Genomic DNA, 18,274 nt, shown 5'->3' with positions numbered 1-18,274 from the left:
CGGGCGTCAGGACCCCCCGGCCCCCGGCCGGTAGGTGCCGAAGCTCCAGACGTTCCCCTCCAGGTCACGGGCCATGTAGTCGCGGGCGCCGTAGTCCTGGTCGGTGGGCGGCATCACGATCTCCACCCCGTGCTCCACCGCACGGTCGTGGTGCGCGTCCGGGTCGTCCACGTGGACGAAGACGCCGGCGGGTCCCGCGGACGCCATGACCCGGTCGAACTCGCTGCCCGTGCCCCTGCTGCCCAGCATCACCACCCCGTTCCCGTACGCCAGTTCGGCATGCGCCACGATGCCGTCCTCGCCCTCGTGGACCGCGCTCCGGGTGAAGCCGAAGGCCTCGGTGAGCTGCTTGATCGCGGCCTTGGCGTCCCTGTAGAGCAGCGTGGGACAGATGCTCGGTGCCTCCGCCATGCCGATCGCTCCTTCTCCTCCGTCGACGACAGGATGTGACCCGGGTCTCAGTCTGGCAGGGGGGACCGACACCGCCCGGCAGCCGCCGTGACGGGTCAGCGGAAGGTGTTGCACTGGGCCATGTCGCCCGTGCGGTAGCCCTGGTAGAACCACTGCTGGCGCTGGGCGGCCGAGCCGTGCGTCCAGGTCTCCGGGGTCACCCGGCCCTGGATCCGCTCCTGGATCCGGTCGTCGCCCACCGCGGCGGCCGCGTCGAGCCCGTCGCGGATGTCCTCGTCCGTCAGCCGCGTCAGCAGCGGCCGCCCGGTCCTGTCGTCCGGCGTGGTCGTCGCGTGCCGCGCCCACACCCCGGCGTAGCAGTCCGCCTGCAGCTCGACGCGCACCGCGTTGCTGCCCTCGCCCGCCCGCTGGTCCTGGGCCCGCGCGAGGGTGCCCAGCTGGTTCTGGACGTGGTGGCCGTACTCGTGCGCCACGACGTACGCCTGGGCGAACGGGCCGCCGGTCGCCCCGAACCGGTTGCGCAGCTCGTCGAAGAAGCCGAGGTCCAGATAGACCTTCCGGTCGGCCGGGCAGTAGAAGGGCCCCACCGCGGACGTCGCCGTCCCGCAGGCCGTCGCGACCCGGCCGCTGAAGAGCACGGTCGAGGCGTCCGTGTAGCGGCCCCCGCGCCTGCTGTACTCGGCCCGCCAGAAGTCCTGCAGGCTGTTGACGACGGCGACGATCCGGCAGTCCTCGCGGGTGTTCGCGTCGGACCCCTTCCGGCAGGTCTGCGCCACCTGGGCGGCGGACTCGGACGTCGCGTCGGGCGCGGTCCCGTCCTCCGTGAGCCCGAGCTGGTCCGGGCCGACACCGAAGAACAGGCCGAGGAGCAGCGCGAGAAGACCGGCGATGCCGCCCCCGACGGTCGCCCTCCCACCGGGGACGCGGCTGCGGCGCACATCCTGGACCTCCGAGGTGTCCAGGTCGGCGTCGTCGTCGAACTGCATGCCCCGAGTATCGAGCAGTACGGTGGCCCTCGCCCCTTTTGACTGCTTCGCCCGGTGGGTCGACGGGCCGTCCGGCCCCGGGTGCCGAACCCCGCCGGACACACCGTCCGCAGCGCCGCCGGGAGCGGCCCGGGGGCGCCGCGGCGCCGTGTCCAGTGCCACAGAAGCCGTGTCCAGTGCCACAGAAATCGGGTTGCCGGGTCCCGGTAGACTGGCCGCATGGCAATTCTCCTCATGGATTAGACGGCGTCGAAGCCTCCGCACGCCCCGTCGTCCTTCCGCCGTCCATCCGTCCTGGAGTCTTTCCGTGATCACCGCTTCCGGCATCGAGCTGCGTGCCGGCGCCCGCGTCCTCATCGAGTCCGCCAACTTCCGCATCGCCAAGGGCGACCGCATCGGCCTGGTCGGCCGCAACGGAGCGGGCAAGACGACTCTCACCAAGTGCCTCGCCGGCGAGGGCATCCCCGCCGCCGGCCAGATCGCCCGTTCGGGTCAGGTCGGCTATCTGCCGCAGGACCCGCGGACCGGCGACCTCGAGGTGCTCGCCCGGGACCGCATCCTCTCCGCGCGCGGCCTCGACGTCCTGATCCGCAAGATGCGCGAGAACGAGCACCGCATCGCCACCGGCCAGGGAGCCACCCGCGAGAAGGCGCTCCGGCAGTACGAGCGCCAGGAGACCGAGTTCCTCACCAAGGGCGGGTACGCCGCCGAGTCCGAGGCCGCCACCATCGCCGCGGCGCTCAACCTGCCCGACCGGGTCCTCGGCCAGCCGCTGCACACCCTCTCCGGTGGCCAGCGCCGCCGTGTCGAGCTCGCCCGGATCCTCTTCTCGGACGCCGACACGCTCCTGCTCGACGAGCCGACGAACCACCTCGACGCCGACTCGATCGTCTGGCTGCGCGAGTACCTGAAGACCTACCGCGGTGGCTTCGTGGTCATCTCCCACGACGTCGACCTCGTGGAGACCGTCGTCAACAAGGTGTTCTACCTGGACGCGAACCGCTCCACGATCGACGTCTACAACATGGGCTGGAAGCTCTACCAGCAGCAGCGCGAGGCCGACGAGAAGCGCCGCAGGCGCGAGCGCCAGAACGCGGAGAAGAAGGCCGCAGCGCTCAACGCCCAGGCCGACAAGATGCGCGCCAAGGCCACCAAGACCGTCGCCGCGCAGAACATGGCCCGCCGCGCCGAGCGGCTGCTGGCCGGCCTGGAGGACGTGCGCCTCTCCGACAAGGTCGCCAAGCTCCGCTTCCCCGAGCCCGCCCCCTGCGGAAAGACCCCGCTGACGGCCGAGGGGCTCTCCAAGTCCTACGGCTCGCTCGAGATCTTCACCGATGTCGACCTGGCCATCGACAAGGGTTCCCGCGTGGTCGTCCTCGGCCTCAACGGCGCCGGCAAGACCACCCTGCTGCGGCTGCTCGGCGGGGTGGAGAAGCCCGACACCGGCGAGGTCCTGGAGGGCCACGGGCTGAAGCTCGGCTACTACGCCCAGGAGCACGAGACGCTCGACCCGGACCGTACGGTCCTGGAGAACATGCGTTCCGCCGCGCCCGACCTCGACCTCGTCGAGGTCCGCAAGGTGCTCGGGTCCTTCCTGTTCTCCGGGGACGACGTCGACAAGCCGGCCGGGGTGCTCTCGGGCGGGGAGAAGACCCGGCTGGCGCTGGCCACGCTGGTGGTCTCCTCGGCGAACGTCCTGCTGCTCGACGAGCCGACGAACAACCTCGACCCGGCCAGCCGCGAGGAGATCCTCGGCGCCCTGCGCACGTACAAGGGCGCCGTCGTCCTGGTGACCCACGACGAGGGCGCCGTCCAGGCCTTGCAGCCGGAGCGGATCATCCTGCTGCCGGACGGGGTCGAGGACCTGTGGGGCGCGGACTACGCGGATCTCGTCGCCCTCGCCTGAGGACCCCGCTCGGTGCGGACGGCGGCCGGCCCGGGCGCGCGCTCCTGGCCGGTACCGGACCCGGGGGCCGCTGCCGGTCGGCGGTACCCGGTCCCGGTGCGGGGAGGGCCCGTGCGCGGACGGCCGGAGGACCGGTACGAGGCCGGCCGAGGGGCTCGTACGGGAAGATCCATCCGGACTGATCCACGCCGTATGGATCATTCGGCTCACGCGTGATCCTTCATCTGAGTGAGTGTGTCTCGTACCGCGGCGTGGCGGTCCGCTGAAACGGTCCGCCACCCGCGCGGCCCAACGGCGCGGGCGCGGGTGCCCCTGACCTGGAATTTCGGCCTCCGGCTCGCCGGGACGCCTCGCCGGCAGCCGCCGGAATATTGAATTCCGCCGCCGTTCGGGTGCCTACCGCGGTCAAAGCTCGTCGTACGGACCTTGTCGAATGGGTGGCCATCGGGCTCCTTAGGGGTGATCATGAGAGTCCAGAGCGCACTTCCCATGAGGAGGCACGGGTGGCCGAGACTCTGAAGAAGGGCAGCCGGGTGACCGGCGCCGCGCGCGACAAGCTCGCGGCAGACCTGAAGAAGAAGTACGACTCCGGTGCGAGCATCCGGGCGTTGGCCGAGGAGACCGGCCGCTCCTATGGATTCGTCCACCGGATGCTCAGCGAGTCCGGAGTCACGCTGCGTGGACGCGGCGGGGCGACGCGAGGCAAGAAGGCGGCTTCGACCTGACGCCCGAGTTCCCGAGCGTCGTCTGAGGCCGGACGGTCTCCGGTGTCGGCCACCCGGCCGGTCCCGCGGTCGGCCGGGTGGTTACTGTGCAGTCACTTAGATTTTCGCTGCACTGACCGCACCGGAACCGGAGGCCCTCATGACTTCGCTGGACTCTGTGCTCGACAAGGACGGCGTACGGCTCACCGTCGAAGACGCGGTGGCCACGGTGACCCTCACCAACCCGGCCAAGCGCAATGCCCAATCTCCCGCTCTCTGGCGGGCGTTGGCCGAGGCCGGGCGGTCGCTGCCGGGTACCGTGCGGGTGGTCGTGCTGCGCGGCGAGGGCAAGTCCTTCTCCGCGGGGCTGGACCGACAGGCCTTCACACCGGAGGGCTTCGACGGGGAGCCGTCGTTCATCGATCTCGCACGCGGCTCGGACGCCGAGCTCGACGCCGTCATCGCCGAGTACCAGGAGGCATTCACCTGGTGGCGCCGCAACGACATCGTGTCCATCGCGGCTGTCCAGGGGCATGCGATCGGTGCCGGGTTCCAGCTCGCCCTCGCCTGCGACCTACGGGTCGTCGCGCAGGACGTGCAGTTCGCCATGCGTGAGACCAGCCTTGGCCTGGTCCCCGACCTCACGGGCACGCATCCGCTCGTCTCGCTGGTCGGCTACGCCCGCGCGCTGGAGATCTGCGCCACGGGCCGCTTCGTCCACGCCGACGAGGCGGAGCGGATCGGTCTCGCCAACCTCGCCGTCGCCGCCGAGGAACTCGACGCGTCGGTGCGGGACTTGGCCGCCGCGCTGCTCGCCGCGCCGCGCGACGCGGTGATCGAGACCAAGGCGCTGCTGCGTGGTGCCCCGTCGCGTACCTACGAGGACCAGCGCGCCGCCGAGCGCGCCGCCCAGGCCCGCCGTCTGCGCGATCTGGCGGGCCTCGCGGACTGAACGCACGGGACGGGGCCCGTTGACGTCGGCGGTCGTCCGAGTGCCGGGGCGGTCCGGCTCTTGGCGGCCCATATTCTCGGCGGGAGAAAAGTGGGCGGAGGCGGCCGCCGAGGACATGTCCGCTTGACGGCCGGGCTCGAACCGGACGGGGCCGTGACCGGCGCCGACGGGACCGGGGACGGGGGTGTCTCGGCGGCCACGCCGGGTCACCCCCGCCGGTCGTGCTCGCGGCCCCGGAAGAAGTCGCCCGGTTCGAGCCCGGTCGTCGGGTGCCGCGCGTACCCGCACCGGGTCGGCGGGCATCCGGACCGCGCGGGCAATCGCCGCACGGCCGGCGCGGAGGGGCCGTCCGTCGGCCGGGAGACCCGTCAGCCGGCGAGCACGCGTCCACGAGCGGGCGTCGTCACCCCCGGCAGTCGACCTCCGTGACGAGGACCGTCACAGGGACGGGCGAGGGCAGAACCGAGGTGACCGCGGTGCGGACCGCGCGGGCCACCTCCACGGGGCTACGGCCCGGCGCCGTCGCGCACTCGACCCGTACGGACGACACGTCGACCCGTACGGGTGCCCCGAGCGTGCCGGTGAGACGGGCGACGCCCGGCACCGCGGCCGCCGCGGCGGCGACCGCGTCCCGTCGCTCCGTGGGCCCGGCCCCGTCCTGCCGCTCGGCGCCGTCCGCGCCCTCCGGCGTCCCGGTGGCGTTCGGGAGCGGATGCCGGGGCTCCCGCCGGGAGTCGTGGGCGCGCGTTCCGGCCCCGGGCTCGCCCTCCTGCTCCACGGCCTTCGCGGCGCGCTCCGCCGTCCGTGGCTCCGCGGCGCCCGGGCGGGAGACCGCGGACGGACCGGCGGCTCCCGGCGACGACGTTGCGGCCGGCTCCGGCGGCGCGTCCAGCAGCGCCGTCACCCGGAGATCCACGACCGTGACCGGCAGACCCAGGCGTTCCCCGGCGGTGAACAGCGCCGTGCGCAGCGACCCGGCCAACTCGGGCAGGGAGGCCCCGGGAGCGGCGGCGAACTCCGCCTCGATCCGCAGGGGCCCCGGCGGCAGCGCGGCAGGGGGAGGCGGGACGGCCGGCGCCCCGGCCGCTCCGGGGTCGGCGAGCCCGGTCCGGATCCGGCCCGGTGCCACGCCCGGCACCTCCTCGGCGGCCCGCCGCAGCACCGGCTCGGCCGCCCGTTCCGCCAGCCAGGCGCCGTCCTCCGCAGTACCGAGCGGAAGCAGTCTGCCCAGCCCCAGCCGGGCGCGCACCGCCCCGGTCCAGTCCTCGGCCGTCGTCATCCGTACCGCCTCGTCATTGCTCCAGCCTGCCGCATCCACCGGCGCGTGAGCGGGCAAGCGGACTTAGTGTGGTCAGCGTAGTCGGGAGTGCACCACCGCCCGGAAAGGTACGCATGGCGATGACCGACACGGATGTCAGTGTGACCAAGGAACCGACCGGCACCGTACGGCGGGGCGGCGGCGACCCGGCCACCCGGGGCCGTACCACCATCGCGGACGGAGTCGTCGAGAAGATCGCCGCGCTCGCGGCCCGTGACGTGGTCGGCGTCCACGCGATGGGCAGCGGCCTGTCCCGTACCTTCGGCGCGGTGCGCGACCGGGTGCCCGGGGGCAAACCGTCCGTCACCCGCGGGGTGAAGGCCGAGGTCGGCGAGAAGCAGACCGCACTCGACCTCGAGATCATCGTCGACTACGGCGTCGCGATCGCGGACGTGGCCCGCGCCGTGCGCGAGAACGTCGTCGCCGCGGTCGAGCGGATGACCGGTCTGGAAGTCGTCGAGGTCAACATCGCCGTGGGTGATGTGAAACTGCCCGACGAGGAAGACGAAGAGACGGAACCTCGGATCCAGTAGCGGAGCTCACGAGAGGAGCCCGTCATGAGCATGGCGGTGGCCGGTCTGCTGGCGGGGATGGCGCTCGGATTCGCCGGATACTTCGGTGGATTCGCGGCGTTCCTGCTGGTGGCGGCGCTGGGGGCGGTCGGGTTCGTCGTCGGGCGCGTCCTCGACGGCGATCTCGAACCGGGCGACTTCTTCCGGGGCCGCGAGCACGGCGACCGGCGGGGGTGACCCGGCGTGGCCGCCGAGACACCCCCGTCCCCGGTCCCGTCGGCGCCGGTCGCGGGCCCGCCCGCACCGGCGCCGCCGAACCCCGGAGCGAAGGGGATCGCACCGGGCGAACGCGGGGCGACGACCATCGTCGACCGCGTGGTCGCGAAGATCGCCGCCCAGGCGGCGCGTGAGGCGCTCCCCCAGGTGCCGGAGGGCGGGTCCGCTCCGCATGCGACGGTGACGGTGCACCATGACCACGCCCGGGTACGGATCACCCTCGAACTCGACTACCCGTGCGACATCGGCGGCCAGTGCCGTCTCGTGCGTCGTCATGTCGCCCAGCGGGTAGAGGCGTTGGCGGGGATGGCGGTGCCGGAGGTCGCCGTACAGGTCGAGCGGCTGCACTCCGTCCACACGCGGCGGGCTGCCCAGGGGAGGCTCCGATGAGCGAACCGGTGAAGGGAACCGTGCAGGAGAGCGAACCGGACACGGGTCCCGTGCGGGAGCTGGACCAGTCGGCCTCCGCCGCCGCGTACCGGCCGCTGCCGACGGAGGCCGACGGGGACGACGACGGCGCCGGGCGCTTCTGGTCGCGGCGCAGGATCCCCGCCGCGCTGCTCGCGCTGGTGGTGACCGCAGCGGCGGGACTGCTGCTGTTCGACGTTGCCTCCGTGCGGGCCGAGCGGCCCGGGATGGGCTGGCGGCGGTCGCTCACCGACGAACTGGCGAGCAGACCGGTGGACGACGCCTGGGTGCTGGCGGGCGCCGCCGCGGCCGTGGCCGTCGGAGCGTGGCTGGTGGCGCTCGCGGTGACCCCGGGGTTGCGGCATCTGCTGCCCATGCGCCGACGAGCCGGCGATGCGGACGTACGGGCCGGACTCGACCGGGACGCCGCCGAACTGGTGCTGCGCGACCGGGCGATGGAGGTCTCCGGGGTCCAGTCCGCACGCGTACGGGTGCGGCGTTCCCGGGTCACGGTGCGGGCGGTGTCCCACTTCCGCGAACTCGACGCGGTCCGGTCCGACCTCGACACCGTGCTGGGCGACGGCATCCGTGAGCTGGGACTGGTGCGGCGGCCGGCCCTGTCCGTACACGTGCGCCGCCCGGCCAAGAAGGGGTGAGCGGAATGCTCAGGGTCGTCAACCGGGTACTGATCGGGCTGGCCGGTCTCGTGCTCGTCCTGCTGGGGGGCGCGGTCCTCGCGGCGGGGCTGGGGCTGCCGGTGCCGTCGTGGTGGCCGTGGCGGGGGACGGAAGCCGTACTGCTGAGCGAGGGCCGCCGGCAGCGGTGGGAGGACCAGGGCTGGTGGTGGCCCGTGGTGATCGCGGTCCTGGCGGTCGTCGTCCTCCTCGCCCTCTGGTGGCTGCTGGCGCAGTTCCGCCGCTCGCGGCTGGGCGAGGTGCTGGTCGACAGCGGTGACGGGGAGGGGGCGCTCCTGCGGGGCCGGGCCATGGAGGCCGTACTCGCGCGCGAGGCCGAGGACCTGGACGGCGTGGCCAGGACCCAGGTCGTCCTGCACGGCCGCCGCACCGCTCCGGCGGCGCGCGTGCGTCTGGTCCTCGAACCCTTCGCGTCACCGGGCGAGACGCTGCACCGCCTCTCGGCCGAGGCCCTGACCCACGCGCGCGACTCGGCGGGGTTGGCGTCGCTGCCCGCGGAGGTGCGGTTGCGGGCCCGGAAGCACCGGGCGAAGCGTGTGACGTGATCCGGGGCGGGGGTTCCGGGCGGGCGGGCCCGGCCTTCCGCGCCGCCGTACCGAGCGGGACCCGCTCCGGACGACCGCGACGGCTCGGAGTTCGGGCGCCGGCGGTGATCGGGACGCGAGCGGCGTTCGGGATGCGAGCGGGCAGGCGCACTGGTTCGCTGAGAGGGGTCCGCCGAAAGCGACGTCCGAGGAGGCCATGAGCATGTCAGATGAAATCGGTGGCCGGGTCCGACAGATGCGGCAGAAGGCCGAGGAGCTGAAGCAGGCCGCGGAGCGCGTGAGCGATCCCGAGGAGAGCAAGCGGCTCAAGGAGAAGGCGCGCAGGCTCCAGGAACAGAGCGAGCAGGAGAGCACGATGGGGTCCGGGGACATCTACCCCATGGAGTGAGCCTCCCTACCGCCCCACCGGCCGGTGACCGTCCCTGTCACCGGCCGGCGGGGGTACGGGCCCGGCGCCCCCGAAGCCTGCCACGGCCCGGCGCCGGAGCCAGGAGGGCGTGCAGGAGCGCGGCCGTGAGCTGGAGCGCCGCGATGCACAGGAGCAGGCGGCCGGTCGCTCGGCGAGGAGGCCGGTGAGCCCGGCGCCGCCGCGGCAGCGGTGATCTTCAGTCCCGCCCCGGGGGTGAGCACCTGCGGGCGGGCGCCCGGCGGGGCGAAGTCGGAACGGATCCGGAGGGTGGCGGTCAGCACGACGCCGCCGCAGAGCCCCGCGACGGCGAACAGCGGCAGTCCCAGGGCCGGTGGGCCCACGGACACGGCGACGGCCGCGGCCGCAAGGGCGAGACCGAGGCCGAGCAGCCCGGCCTCCGCCAGGCGCGCGACCCGCATCCGTGGCGGCCGCCGTGCGACGGCGATCCGGCCGGCGCCCCGAGGGCGAACCCCGTCAGCAGCGCGCCGCCGTGACCCAGCAGTACCGCGGTCGTCGTCAACCCGCCGACACCGACGAACGCCAACGACGTCGCGCGGTGATGGCCCTGATCTCGGGCGTGCGCCACACCGCCGCCTGCCCGTCGGACGGAAGCCGGCACGGCGGTCAGCCGGTGCGGGTGCCGGTTCCGGTGCCGCCGCCGACCCGGATGCCCCGACGCACTGACACCCCGCCTCACCCGCGTGACCCGGCAGGTGAGCCGTCACCGGAGAGCCGTCGGCCGGGAGTCCCGGCCGGCGGCTTCGGACCGCGCCCGCGACGTCCCGCCCCCGGGGCATTGCCGGCGGGACGCGGCATCGCGTCCACCCCGTCAGAAGCCGGACCTCGCCCCGCCGTCCACCGGCAGCATCACACCCGTGAGGTACGACGCGGCGGGCGACAGCATGAACGCCGCCGTCCGCCCGAACTCCTCCGGCGTGCCGTAGCGCCGCAGCGGAATGCGGGACTCGTTGGCGGCGCGGGCCGCGTCCGCGTCCCCCGACAGCGCGTCCAGCTCGCGCACCCGGTCGGTGTCGATACGGGCGGGAAGCAGCCCCACGACGCGGATCCCGCGCGGCCCCAGCTCGTCGGAGAGCGACTTGGCGAAACCGGCCAGCCCGGGACGCAGACCGTTCGAAATGGTCAGGCCCGGAATCGGCTCGTGGACCGAGCCGGACAGCACGAAGCCGACGACACCGCCCTCGCCCAGCGCCGCCGCCGAGCCACGGGCCAGTCTGACCGCGCCCAGGAACACCGACTCGAACGCCGCCTGCCACTGCTCGTCCGTGTTGTCGGCGACGAAGCCCGGAGGCGGGCCGCCGACGCTGATCAGCACGCCGTCGAAGCGGCCGAAATGCGCCCGCGCGGCCTCGATCAGCCGCTCTGCGGTCCCGGGGGCGGCGTTGTCCGCCGCGATGCCGACGGCGTCCGGGCCGAGCTCGGCCGCCGCGTCCGCGGCGGCCTTCGTGTCCCGTCCGGTGATGATCAGCTTCGCGCCCTCGGCGGCGAGCGCCCGGGCTGCGGCGTTGCCCAGCCCCCGGGTCGCCCCGGTGACGACGTAGACACGGTCCTTCAGTCCAAGATCCATGGCCCTATCCTGCCGCGCCGCGTGCGGCGAGAGCCAGGGCGGAACCCACCAGTCCCACGTGACTGAACGCCTGCGGGTAGTTCCCGAGCTGCCGCCGCGCCACCGGGTCGTACTCCTCCGCCAGCAGCCCGACGTCGCTGCGCAGCTCCAGCAGCCGCTCGAAGAGGTCCTTGGCCTCCTCCACCCGGCCGGTCGCCCGCAGGGCGTCGACCATCCAGAACGAGCAGACGAGGAACGTTCCTTCACGACCGGGCAGCCCGTCGACGGACGGACCCTTCGTGCTGTAGCGGTTGATCAGTCCGTGCCGGCTCAACCCTGCCCGCACCGCGTCGACCGTGCCCACGACCCTGGGGTCGTCGGGCGGGAGGAAGCCCACCCGGGGAATGAGCAGCGTGGCGGCGTCCAGCTCGTCCGAACCGTAGTACTGGGTGAAGGTGTTCCGCTCCCGGTCGAACCCCTTGTCGCACACCTCCCGGTGCACCGCGTCCCGCATCGCCCGCCACCGGCTCACGTCGCCGGGCAGCCCGGGGTCGTCCTCCAGCGTGCGGACGGCACGGTCGGCCGCCACCCACGCCATCACCTTGGAGAACACGAAGTGGCGCCGCGGTCCGCGCACTTCCCAGAGGCTCTCGTCGGGCTCCCGCCACGTCGACTCCAGGAAGCCCAGCAGACTCAGCTGGAGGTTCCAGGCGTGCGGCGGCGACTCCAGACCGGCCTCGCGGCCCAGCCGCAGGGAGTCCATGACCTCGCCGTACACGTCGAGCTGGAGCTGGTCGACGGCGCCGTTGCCGATCCGCACCGGGGCGGAGCCCTCGTAGCCGCGCAGCCAGGGAAGTTCCGTCTCCGGCAGTCTGCGCTCCCCGGCCACCCCGTACATGATCTGCAGGTCCGAGGGGTCACCCGCGACCGCGCGCACCAGCCAGTCGCGCCAGGCCGCGGCCTCGTCGACGTACCCGGTGGAGAGCAGCGCGCCGAGGGTCAGGGTGGAGTCGCGCAGCCAGCAGTAGCGGTAGTCCCAGTTCCGCACGCCGCCCGGGTCCTCGGGGAGGGAGGTGGTGGGAGCGGCGACGATCCCGCCGGTCGGGGCGTACGTCAGCGCCTTCAGGGTGATCAGGGAACGGACCACGGCATCCCGGTACGGACCCTCGTACCCGCACCGCGCCGACCACTCCTGCCAGTCGTCCACGCTCGCCCTCAGCGCCTCGAAGGGATCGACGAGCCGGGGAGCCGGCTCGTGCGAGGGGTGCCAGGTGAGGACGAACGCCACGGTCTGGCCCGCGCCGACGGTGAACGACGAGACGGTGCTGAACTGCTGCCCCCAGGTCTTCACCGGGACGGCGTCCGGGCTCTCGACCCGGAGCCACACGGAGTCGGGGCCGGCGACCGCGACCCGGTGGTCGTTCGTCCGACGCATCCACGGGACGACCGAGCCGTAGTCGAAGCGCAGCCGCAGGGTCGCGGCCATCTCGACGCTGCCGCTGACGCCCTCCACGATCCGGACGACGTCCGGGGCCTTGTCGCGCTGCGGCATGAAGTCGGTGACCTTGACCGTGCCGGTCCGTGTCTCCCAGACCGACTCGAGGACGAGCGTGCCCGGCACGTAGCGGCGGCGGGCGCAGGTGCCGGCGCCCTTGGGCGCGAGCCGCCAGTGGCCGTTGTTCTCGTCGCCGAGCAGTGCCGCGAAACAGGCCCCGGAGTCGAAGCGCGGCAGGCACAGCCAGTCGACCGAGCCGTCCCTGCCCACCAGACCCGCGGTCTGCAGATCGCCGATCAGGGCGTAGTCCTCGATGCGTTGGGTCACGACATGCCGTTTTCCCTCGCCGGCGGCCGCCTATGCGGTTGCGTGGCCCACGCGGTCGGCGGTCGTCGCGCGCGGAGCCGGCCGGGCACCGTGTGCGGGGCGGCGGAGACCGGGGGGTACGAGGCCGTGGCTGTCGTGCGTCTCCTCGGCGGCGGGGCTCTGCCCGTGCCGGCTTCGGGCGCCCGGCGCCCGCCGTACCGTGTACCCGGGTGGCTGGGCCGCCGGCCCCGCCGCTCTGCCTGCCCGGCCCGCGCGGCCCCGAGACGGCGCCCGGCGGCGGGGTCGGTGCTCAGCTCGCCGGTGCGCTCGCCGTCGCGGACGTCTCCTCGGCGGCGGATTCGGCGGCAGGTTCGGCGTTCGGCGCGGCGGGTCCGGCGTTCGGCGCGGTCGGTTCGGCGGCGGATCCGGCGTTCGCCGCGGCCCGGTCGCGCTTCTCGCGGCGTACCAGCACCACCCAGCCGACCGGGACACCGGCGGCGAACAGCCACCACTGCACCGCGTACGCCATGTGCGCGCCGATGGAGTCGTGGTCGGGGTCCGCGATCAGCTCGGGGGTGCCGCCGGCCGGTTCGGGCGCCGTCTGCTGGAGGTAGCCGCCCAGCACTGGCCGGCCCAGGCTCCCGGCCAGCTGCTCGCTGTTGATCAGCATGATCTGACGGGGCGGCAGCCCGCTGAGGTCCTTGATCCCGCTGGCGCCGGTCGTCTCGTCGGCCATGAGCCGGCCCGTGACGGTGACCCGGCCCTTCGGCGCGGGCGGCACGGCGGGGTACGCGGTCTGGTCGGCCGCGGCGGGCACCCAGCCCCGGTTGACGAGGACGGCACGGCCGTCGGCGAGGACCAGCGGGGTGAGGACGTGCACGCCGACCCGCTCGTCGTTGTCGGTGCGGCGGCGCACCACGACCTCGTGCGCGGTGTCGTAGGTGCCCGTCGCCGTGACGTGCCGCCAGTAGTCGGCACGCGGGACGGTGTGCCCCGGCGAGGTCAGCTCGGTGACGGGAACGGGCCGCGCGGCGAGGTTGTCCGCGATCAGTTCGTTCTGTGCCACGCGGCGCTCGTGCCGGTGCAGCTGCCAGTAGCCCAGCTCGACCATCACCGGAATGAGGACGAGGCTGACGAGGGTGAGGATCACCCACTGCCGGGACAACAGGAAGCGGTACACCCCACGACCGTACAACTCGGTCGCGGGGTGTCCGGCAGCAGGGTCCTGGGCGTGGCCCGGGAGCGTGCCGGGCGGGTCCGGGGGAGGGGTGCGCGGGCCGGGGTCCGGCCGGTTCACACCTTGTCGACGATGCCCGTCCTCCCCTCGGCGCGGGCGCAGTGCCCGCCGCAGTACCAGTGGCCCTGGACCTCGACGCCCTGGCCGATGATCTGGACCCTGCAGTGCTCGCAGATGGGGGCCATCCGGTGGATGGCGCAGGAGAAGCAGTCGAAGACGTGCACCGCGCCCTGCGCGTGCACCTCGAAGGACATGCCGTAGTCGTTTCCGCAGACCTCGCAACGTGCCATGCGCCGCATGGTCCGGAGGGCGGCGGACCGGAGCAAGATCCGTCCGGGCGGGTCGGGGCGGCTGCACCCGACCGGCGCACGCGGCCCGGGCCGCCCTTCGCCCGCCCGGGGCCCGGGCGGGCGGGAAGCCGGGGGAAGCCGGGCGGACGCGTTGGCGGGCCTCACCCCTCGGCCGGCGCCACGTCCCTGAGCAGCTGGGTGAACGCGGCCTCGTCGATGACCGGCGTCCCGTACGACTTCGCCCGGAGCGTCTTCGACGTGGGCGCGTCGGGATCATTGGTCACGAGGAGGCTCGTCAGCCGGGAGACGCTCGTCGCGACGTGGAGGCCCGCCTCGACGGCACGGTCCTCGAGCAGTTCCCGCTCGACCGACGTGTCACCCGAAAAGGCCACCCTCATGCCCTGTTTGAGCGGCTTGTCCGCTTCGTAGCGCCCCGGATTCGGGTACGGGCACGGAGGCCGCTTGCGTGACGGACGCCAGCTGTTCGGCCGGTACGCGGACCCCGACGCCTGCCGGCCGATCCGCGGCGCGGAGGGCGCGGTGGACCACTCGGTGAGCGGGCGGCACTCCAGCAGCGGCAGTCGCACGCCCCGCTCGGCCGCCGTGTGCAGACTCGGCCGGAACGCCTCCGCCAGCACCCGGGCGTCGTCCAGGGCGTTGTGCGCATGGCGCTGGACGACGCCGAAGTGCGCGGCGAGGGACTCCAGCTTGTGGTTGGGGAGCGGCAGCGACAGCTCCTTGGACAGGGCGATCGTGCACAGCCGCTGGCGCACGGGTGGCAAGTGCTCCGCCCGTGCGTACTCCCTGGCGATCATGGACCAGTCGAAGACGGCGTTGTGCGCGACGAGCACCCGGCCGTCCAGCCGGTGCGCGAACTCCTGGGCGATGTCGCCGAAGAGCGGCGCGCCCTCCAGCATGTCGCTCGTCAGTCCGTGGATCCACACCGGACCGGGATCCCGCTCGGGGTTGACCAGGGAGTACCAGTGGTCCTCGACGTTTCCCCGGGCGTCCAGGCGGTAGACGGCAGCCGACACTATCCGGTCGTCACGGGCGAGGCCGGTGGTCTCCACGTCGACGACCGCGTACCCCTGGGGGTACGCGGCCGGCCACGCTGCTGCTGTCGTGCGGTCGTCGAGCATGGTCACAGAGCTTACGGGCCGCCACTGACACGGCGGCTCCCGCCCGTGCGCGGGCGGGTGGGAGCCGCCCGGCGGGCGGAGGTCTGGGGCCCCGTCAGTCCCTCACGGACACGGCGGTATTCACCACGGCCGACTGATGCGAACCTTGCCCGATACATCCGGAATGCCGTGACAGGCCGGCGCGGGGTCTGCTCGTCGCTCAGGTTCTCCCCTGGGCCAGCAGGGACTTGCTCGTCGCTCAGGTTCTCCCCTGGGCCAGCAGGGACTTGCTCGTCGCTCAGGTTCTCCCCTGGGCCAGCAGGGACTTCACCAGGGCCCTCATGGACGCGGTGAACAGCCGCTCGGGGTCGGCGGGACGTGCCAGCGCGCGCGCCAGGGCCGGGTCCTTCCGCGCACTCGCGGTCCTCCGCGGCCGCTCCCGCCCGGACGTCTCCGCCGGTGCGAGCCCGCGCGCGCACTCGACCAGGACGAAGCCGACGACCTGGAACTGCACCGCGCGGACCGCCTCGGCGGCGCGCGCCCCCCGCAGCCCGGCGGTGTGCACCTCGCGGACGAGCGCGTGCTGTGCGGGCAGGAACACCCGCTCGGTCAGGCCGCGTTCATGGACCATCGCGATCAGGTGCGGCCGGGCGTGCAGCTCACCGCGCAGCCGTCGGGCGACCGAGACGATCCGGGTGGCCGGGGTGCGGCCGGTCGGCTGTATCGCACCCATCTCCTCCACCGTCCGGTCCACGAGCGCGTCGAGCAGCGACTCACGGTTGCCGACGTGCCAGTAGATGGACGTCGCGGCCGTACCGAGCCGGGCGGCGAGCCCCCGCATGGTGAGCGCGTCGGGGCCGTGCTGTTTCACGAGGTCGTCCGCGGCCTCCAGCACCTGCTCGCGGGTCAGCACGGTACGCGACATGAAACCCCCACCTCCGGTCAACTACGTTGTCACAACGGCTCTTCACCCTCCATCGGCAGGCGGTGTAACTGCGTTACAGGCACGGCCGGGGAGACGGTCCGCGCGCCGGGCCGCCACGCGGTCGCGCGTGTGGCGGCTGTGCCCGCGGCGGCATGGGGTGAGACCCTCCCGTCGTGACGCAACCGACACCGCACCACGAGCCCCACGGCGCATCCATGGGCACACGCCTCAACTGGCTCCGCGCCGCGGTCCTCGGTGCCAACGACGGGATCGTGTCGACCGCGGGGCTCGTGGTGGGCGTGGCCGGTGCCACGACCGACCGGGCGGCGCTGATCACGGCCGGCCTCGCCGGGCTTCTCGCCGGCTCCATGTCGATGGCTGCCGGCGAGTACGTCTCGGTCTCGACCCAGCGCGACTCGGAGAAGGCGGCGCTGGCACTGGAGAAGCGGGAGCTCAGCGAACAGCCCGCGGCCGAACTCGACGAACTGACCGCCCTGCTGGCCGCCCGCGGCCTCTCCCACGAGGTCGCCCGCGCCGCGGCGGAGCAGCTCACCGCGCGCGACGCGCTCCGCGCCCACGCACGGGTCGAGCTGGGGATCAATCCCGACGAACTCGCCAACCCCTGGCACGCGGCCGGCGCCAGCTTCCTCGCCTTCACCGTGGGCGCGCTGCTGCCGCTGCTGGCCATCGTGCTGCCGCCGTCCGCCGCGCGGCTGCCCGTGACCGTCGTGTCGGTACTGATCGCCCTCGCCTTCACCGGCTGGTGGAGTGCCCGCCTCGGCGCGGCCCCGGCCGGGCGGGCGATGGTGCGCAACGTGTGCGGGGGTGCGCTGGCGATGGGCGTGACGTACGCGGCGGGCTCGCTGCTGGGGGCGGCGGGCGTCTAGCGCCGTGGCGGACCGGACGGCCGGGCACGTCGCGGCCTCCGGCGCGGTGTGATCGCACGGCGCAGGATCGCCCTCGTACCGGGCGTACGGAGTGAGGCGACGACTCGGCGAGGTGCCGTGCAGGGCGGCGCGAGCCGGTGGCCGGTCGCGGCGCCCGGGCCCGTCAGGTCTACCCGGCCCGCCGCGTCCGGTTGGCGGAAGTCGCCAAAACTTCCTGACAACTCGTCTCACAAACTTGTCGGCAACACCATCTGGCCGAGCCACCGCACCCGCCTCTACCGTGCCCGCATGCCGTCCAACCTGCCCGATGTCGTGCTGTGGTCGATCCCCGCCTTCATCCTGCTCACCGTCGTGGAGATGGTCAGCTACCGGCTCCATCCCGACGACGAGGCCGCCGGGTACGAGGCACGGGACGCCGCCACCAGCATCGGCATGGGACTCGGCAGCCTCTTCTTCGACCTGCTGTGGAAGATCCCGGTCGTCGCGATCTACACCGCCGTGTACGAACTCACCCCGCTACGGGTGCCCGTCCTGTGGTGGACCGTGCTGCTGATGCTGCTCGCACAGGACTTCTGCTACTACTGGTCGCACCGCGGCCACCACGTCGTCCGTGTCCTGTGGGCCTGCCGTCGTCCACCACTCCAGCCGGAAGTTCAACCTCAGTACCGCGCTGCGCCAGCCGTGGACCGCCTTCAGCTCGTGGCCGTTCTACCTCCCGCTCATCGCGTGCGGGGTGCACCCGGCGGCCCTGGCGTTCTGCTCCTCCGTCAATCTCGTCTACCAGTTCTGGATCCACACCGAGCGGATCGGCAAGTTGCCGCGGCCCGTCGAGTACGTGCTCAACACCCCCTCCCACCACCGGGTCCACCACGCCTCCCAGGGCGGTTACCTGGACCGGAACTTCGGCGGGATCCTCATCGTCTGGGACCGGCTCTTCGGGTCGTTCGCGGCCGAGACCGATCGTCCCGTGTACGGACTCACCAAGAACATCGAGACGTACAACCCGCTGCGGGTCGCCACGCACGAGTACGTGGCGATCGCCCGCGACGTACGGGCGGCGGGCGACTGGCGAGAGCGGGCGGGACGCTTGTTCCGCGGGCCGGGCTGGCAGCCGCCGGGCGTTTCGCCGATGGCGGCCGCCGCCGTCGCCCCGGGGCCCGCCACCCTTCCCGCCGCGGCGGTCGCCCCGGCCCCCACGGACGCCGTGACGGGTACCCGGACCGGCCCTGCCGCCGACGCCGCCACGGGCACCCCGGCCGCGGCGGAGCGCCTCGCGTGACCACGGCCGACCGCGCACCGATCGGTGCCTTCACGGACCGTGCACTCGTCG

General features: G+C 73.4%; 19 protein-coding genes and 1 pseudogene. 11 read left to right on the top strand and 9 right to left on the bottom strand.

Features of this window, described 5'->3' with window-relative positions; all coding sequences use genetic code 11:
- Positions 1 to 6: 6 nt before the first annotated feature.
- Together QRN89_RS07510 and ypfJ are read right to left on the bottom strand one after the other, a co-directional pair.
- Complete coding sequence (locus QRN89_RS07510) at positions 7 to 411, bottom strand: VOC family protein (protein ID WP_290348563.1); 405 nt, start codon at positions 409 to 411, stop codon at positions 7 to 9.
- Positions 412 to 506: 95 nt separating this feature from the next.
- Entirely contained in the window at positions 507 to 1,397 is an 891-nt protein-coding gene (gene ypfJ / locus QRN89_RS07505; protein WP_290348562.1) for a KPN_02809 family neutral zinc metallopeptidase, read from the bottom strand.
- Between the two features lie 307 nt (positions 1,398 to 1,704).
- Between ypfJ and QRN89_RS07500 the strand changes: the two genes are divergently transcribed.
- The 3 genes from QRN89_RS07500 to QRN89_RS07490 all read left to right on the top strand — a co-directional run bounded on the left by QRN89_RS07500 (position 1,705) and on the right by QRN89_RS07490 (position 4,959).
- Positions 1,705 to 3,303: an ABC-F family ATP-binding cassette domain-containing protein gene (locus QRN89_RS07500; protein WP_290348561.1), complete on the top strand. Its 1,599-nt coding sequence runs from the start codon at positions 1,705 to 1,707 to the stop codon at positions 3,301 to 3,303.
- Positions 3,304 to 3,806: 503 nt separating this feature from the next.
- Positions 3,807 to 4,028: a helix-turn-helix domain-containing protein gene (locus tag QRN89_RS07495; RefSeq protein WP_017948860.1), complete on the top strand. Its 222-nt coding sequence runs from the start codon at positions 3,807 to 3,809 to the stop codon at positions 4,026 to 4,028.
- Positions 4,029 to 4,167: 139 nt separating this feature from the next.
- Complete coding sequence (locus QRN89_RS07490) at positions 4,168 to 4,959, top strand: enoyl-CoA hydratase/isomerase family protein (RefSeq protein WP_290348560.1); 792 nt, start codon at positions 4,168 to 4,170, stop codon at positions 4,957 to 4,959.
- A 403-nt stretch (positions 4,960 to 5,362) separates the two neighbouring features.
- On the opposite strand, the gene QRN89_RS07485 is transcribed toward QRN89_RS07490, so the two are convergent.
- Positions 5,363 to 6,295 (bottom strand): hypothetical protein, encoded by a 933-nt coding sequence (locus QRN89_RS07485; RefSeq protein ID WP_356948613.1) that lies wholly within the window; start codon positions 6,293 to 6,295, stop codon positions 5,363 to 5,365.
- A gap of 62 nt (positions 6,296 to 6,357) precedes the next feature.
- Between QRN89_RS07485 and QRN89_RS07480 the strand changes: the two genes are divergently transcribed.
- From QRN89_RS07480 to QRN89_RS07455, 6 genes are all read left to right on the top strand, one after another.
- Entirely contained in the window at positions 6,358 to 6,810 is a 453-nt protein-coding gene (locus QRN89_RS07480; protein ID WP_290348559.1) for an Asp23/Gls24 family envelope stress response protein, read from the top strand.
- 24 nt (positions 6,811 to 6,834) lie between these two features.
- The gene (locus QRN89_RS07475; RefSeq protein WP_290348558.1) at positions 6,835 to 7,026 is read left to right on the top strand and encodes a hypothetical protein; all 192 of its coding nucleotides are present in this window, start codon (positions 6,835 to 6,837) and stop codon (positions 7,024 to 7,026) included.
- Between the two features lie 6 nt (positions 7,027 to 7,032).
- Positions 7,033 to 7,455: an Asp23/Gls24 family envelope stress response protein gene (locus QRN89_RS07470; protein ID WP_290348557.1), complete on the top strand. Its 423-nt coding sequence runs from the start codon at positions 7,033 to 7,035 to the stop codon at positions 7,453 to 7,455.
- Entirely contained in the window at positions 7,452 to 8,129 is a 678-nt protein-coding gene (locus tag QRN89_RS07465) for a DUF6286 domain-containing protein (protein ID WP_290348556.1), read from the top strand. The genes QRN89_RS07470 and QRN89_RS07465 overlap by 4 nt, the downstream gene beginning before the upstream one ends.
- Before the next feature lie 5 nt (positions 8,130 to 8,134).
- Positions 8,135 to 8,713 carry an alkaline shock response membrane anchor protein AmaP gene (gene amaP / locus QRN89_RS07460; RefSeq protein ID WP_290353611.1) on the top strand — a complete coding sequence of 193 codons (579 nt, stop codon included), beginning with the start codon at positions 8,135 to 8,137 and terminating at the stop codon, positions 8,711 to 8,713.
- 196 nt (positions 8,714 to 8,909) lie between these two features.
- On the top strand, positions 8,910 to 9,101 hold the full coding sequence (locus tag QRN89_RS07455; RefSeq protein ID WP_290348555.1) for a DUF6381 family protein: 192 nt from the start codon (positions 8,910 to 8,912) through the stop codon (positions 9,099 to 9,101).
- A gap of 850 nt (positions 9,102 to 9,951) precedes the next feature.
- Here the strand turns inward: QRN89_RS07455 and QRN89_RS07450 are convergent.
- The 6 genes from QRN89_RS07450 to QRN89_RS07425 all read right to left on the bottom strand — a co-directional run bounded on the left by QRN89_RS07450 (position 9,952) and on the right by QRN89_RS07425 (position 16,057).
- Complete coding sequence (locus tag QRN89_RS07450) at positions 9,952 to 10,707, bottom strand: SDR family oxidoreductase (protein ID WP_290348554.1); 756 nt, start codon at positions 10,705 to 10,707, stop codon at positions 9,952 to 9,954.
- A 4-nt stretch (positions 10,708 to 10,711) separates the two neighbouring features.
- A complete protein-coding gene (locus QRN89_RS07445; RefSeq protein WP_290348553.1) occupies positions 10,712 to 12,508 on the bottom strand; it encodes a glycoside hydrolase family 15 protein in 1,797 nt (598 codons plus the stop codon).
- Positions 12,509 to 12,797: 289 nt separating this feature from the next.
- A complete protein-coding gene (locus QRN89_RS07440) occupies positions 12,798 to 13,667 on the bottom strand; it encodes an SURF1 family cytochrome oxidase biogenesis protein (protein ID WP_290348552.1) in 870 nt (289 codons plus the stop codon).
- 113 nt (positions 13,668 to 13,780) lie between these two features.
- On the bottom strand, positions 13,781 to 14,014 hold the full coding sequence (locus QRN89_RS07435) for a metallothionein (protein ID WP_017948874.1): 234 nt from the start codon (positions 14,012 to 14,014) through the stop codon (positions 13,781 to 13,783).
- A 161-nt stretch (positions 14,015 to 14,175) separates the two neighbouring features.
- Positions 14,176 to 15,159 (bottom strand): DEDDh family exonuclease, encoded by a 984-nt coding sequence (locus QRN89_RS07430; protein WP_290348551.1) that lies wholly within the window; start codon positions 15,157 to 15,159, stop codon positions 14,176 to 14,178.
- Positions 15,160 to 15,430: 271 nt separating this feature from the next.
- Entirely contained in the window at positions 15,431 to 16,057 is a 627-nt protein-coding gene (locus QRN89_RS07425) for a TetR/AcrR family transcriptional regulator (RefSeq protein WP_290348550.1), read from the bottom strand.
- Between the two features lie 215 nt (positions 16,058 to 16,272).
- Here QRN89_RS07425 and QRN89_RS07420 point away from each other — a divergent pair, with 215 nt between their 5' ends.
- On the top strand, positions 16,273 to 16,944 hold the full coding sequence (locus QRN89_RS07420) for a VIT1/CCC1 transporter family protein (RefSeq protein ID WP_290353610.1): 672 nt from the start codon (positions 16,273 to 16,275) through the stop codon (positions 16,942 to 16,944).
- A gap of 288 nt (positions 16,945 to 17,232) precedes the next feature.
- A pseudogene (locus QRN89_RS07415) lies at positions 17,233 to 18,223 on the top strand (sterol desaturase family protein).
- The last annotated feature ends 51 nt before the right edge of the window (positions 18,224 to 18,274 follow it).

The organism is Streptomyces sp. HUAS CB01 (assembly GCF_030406905.1).
Lineage (GTDB): Bacteria > Actinomycetota > Actinomycetes > Streptomycetales > Streptomycetaceae > Streptomyces > Streptomyces chengbuensis.
This window is presented reverse-complemented; position numbering and strand designations above follow the sequence as displayed.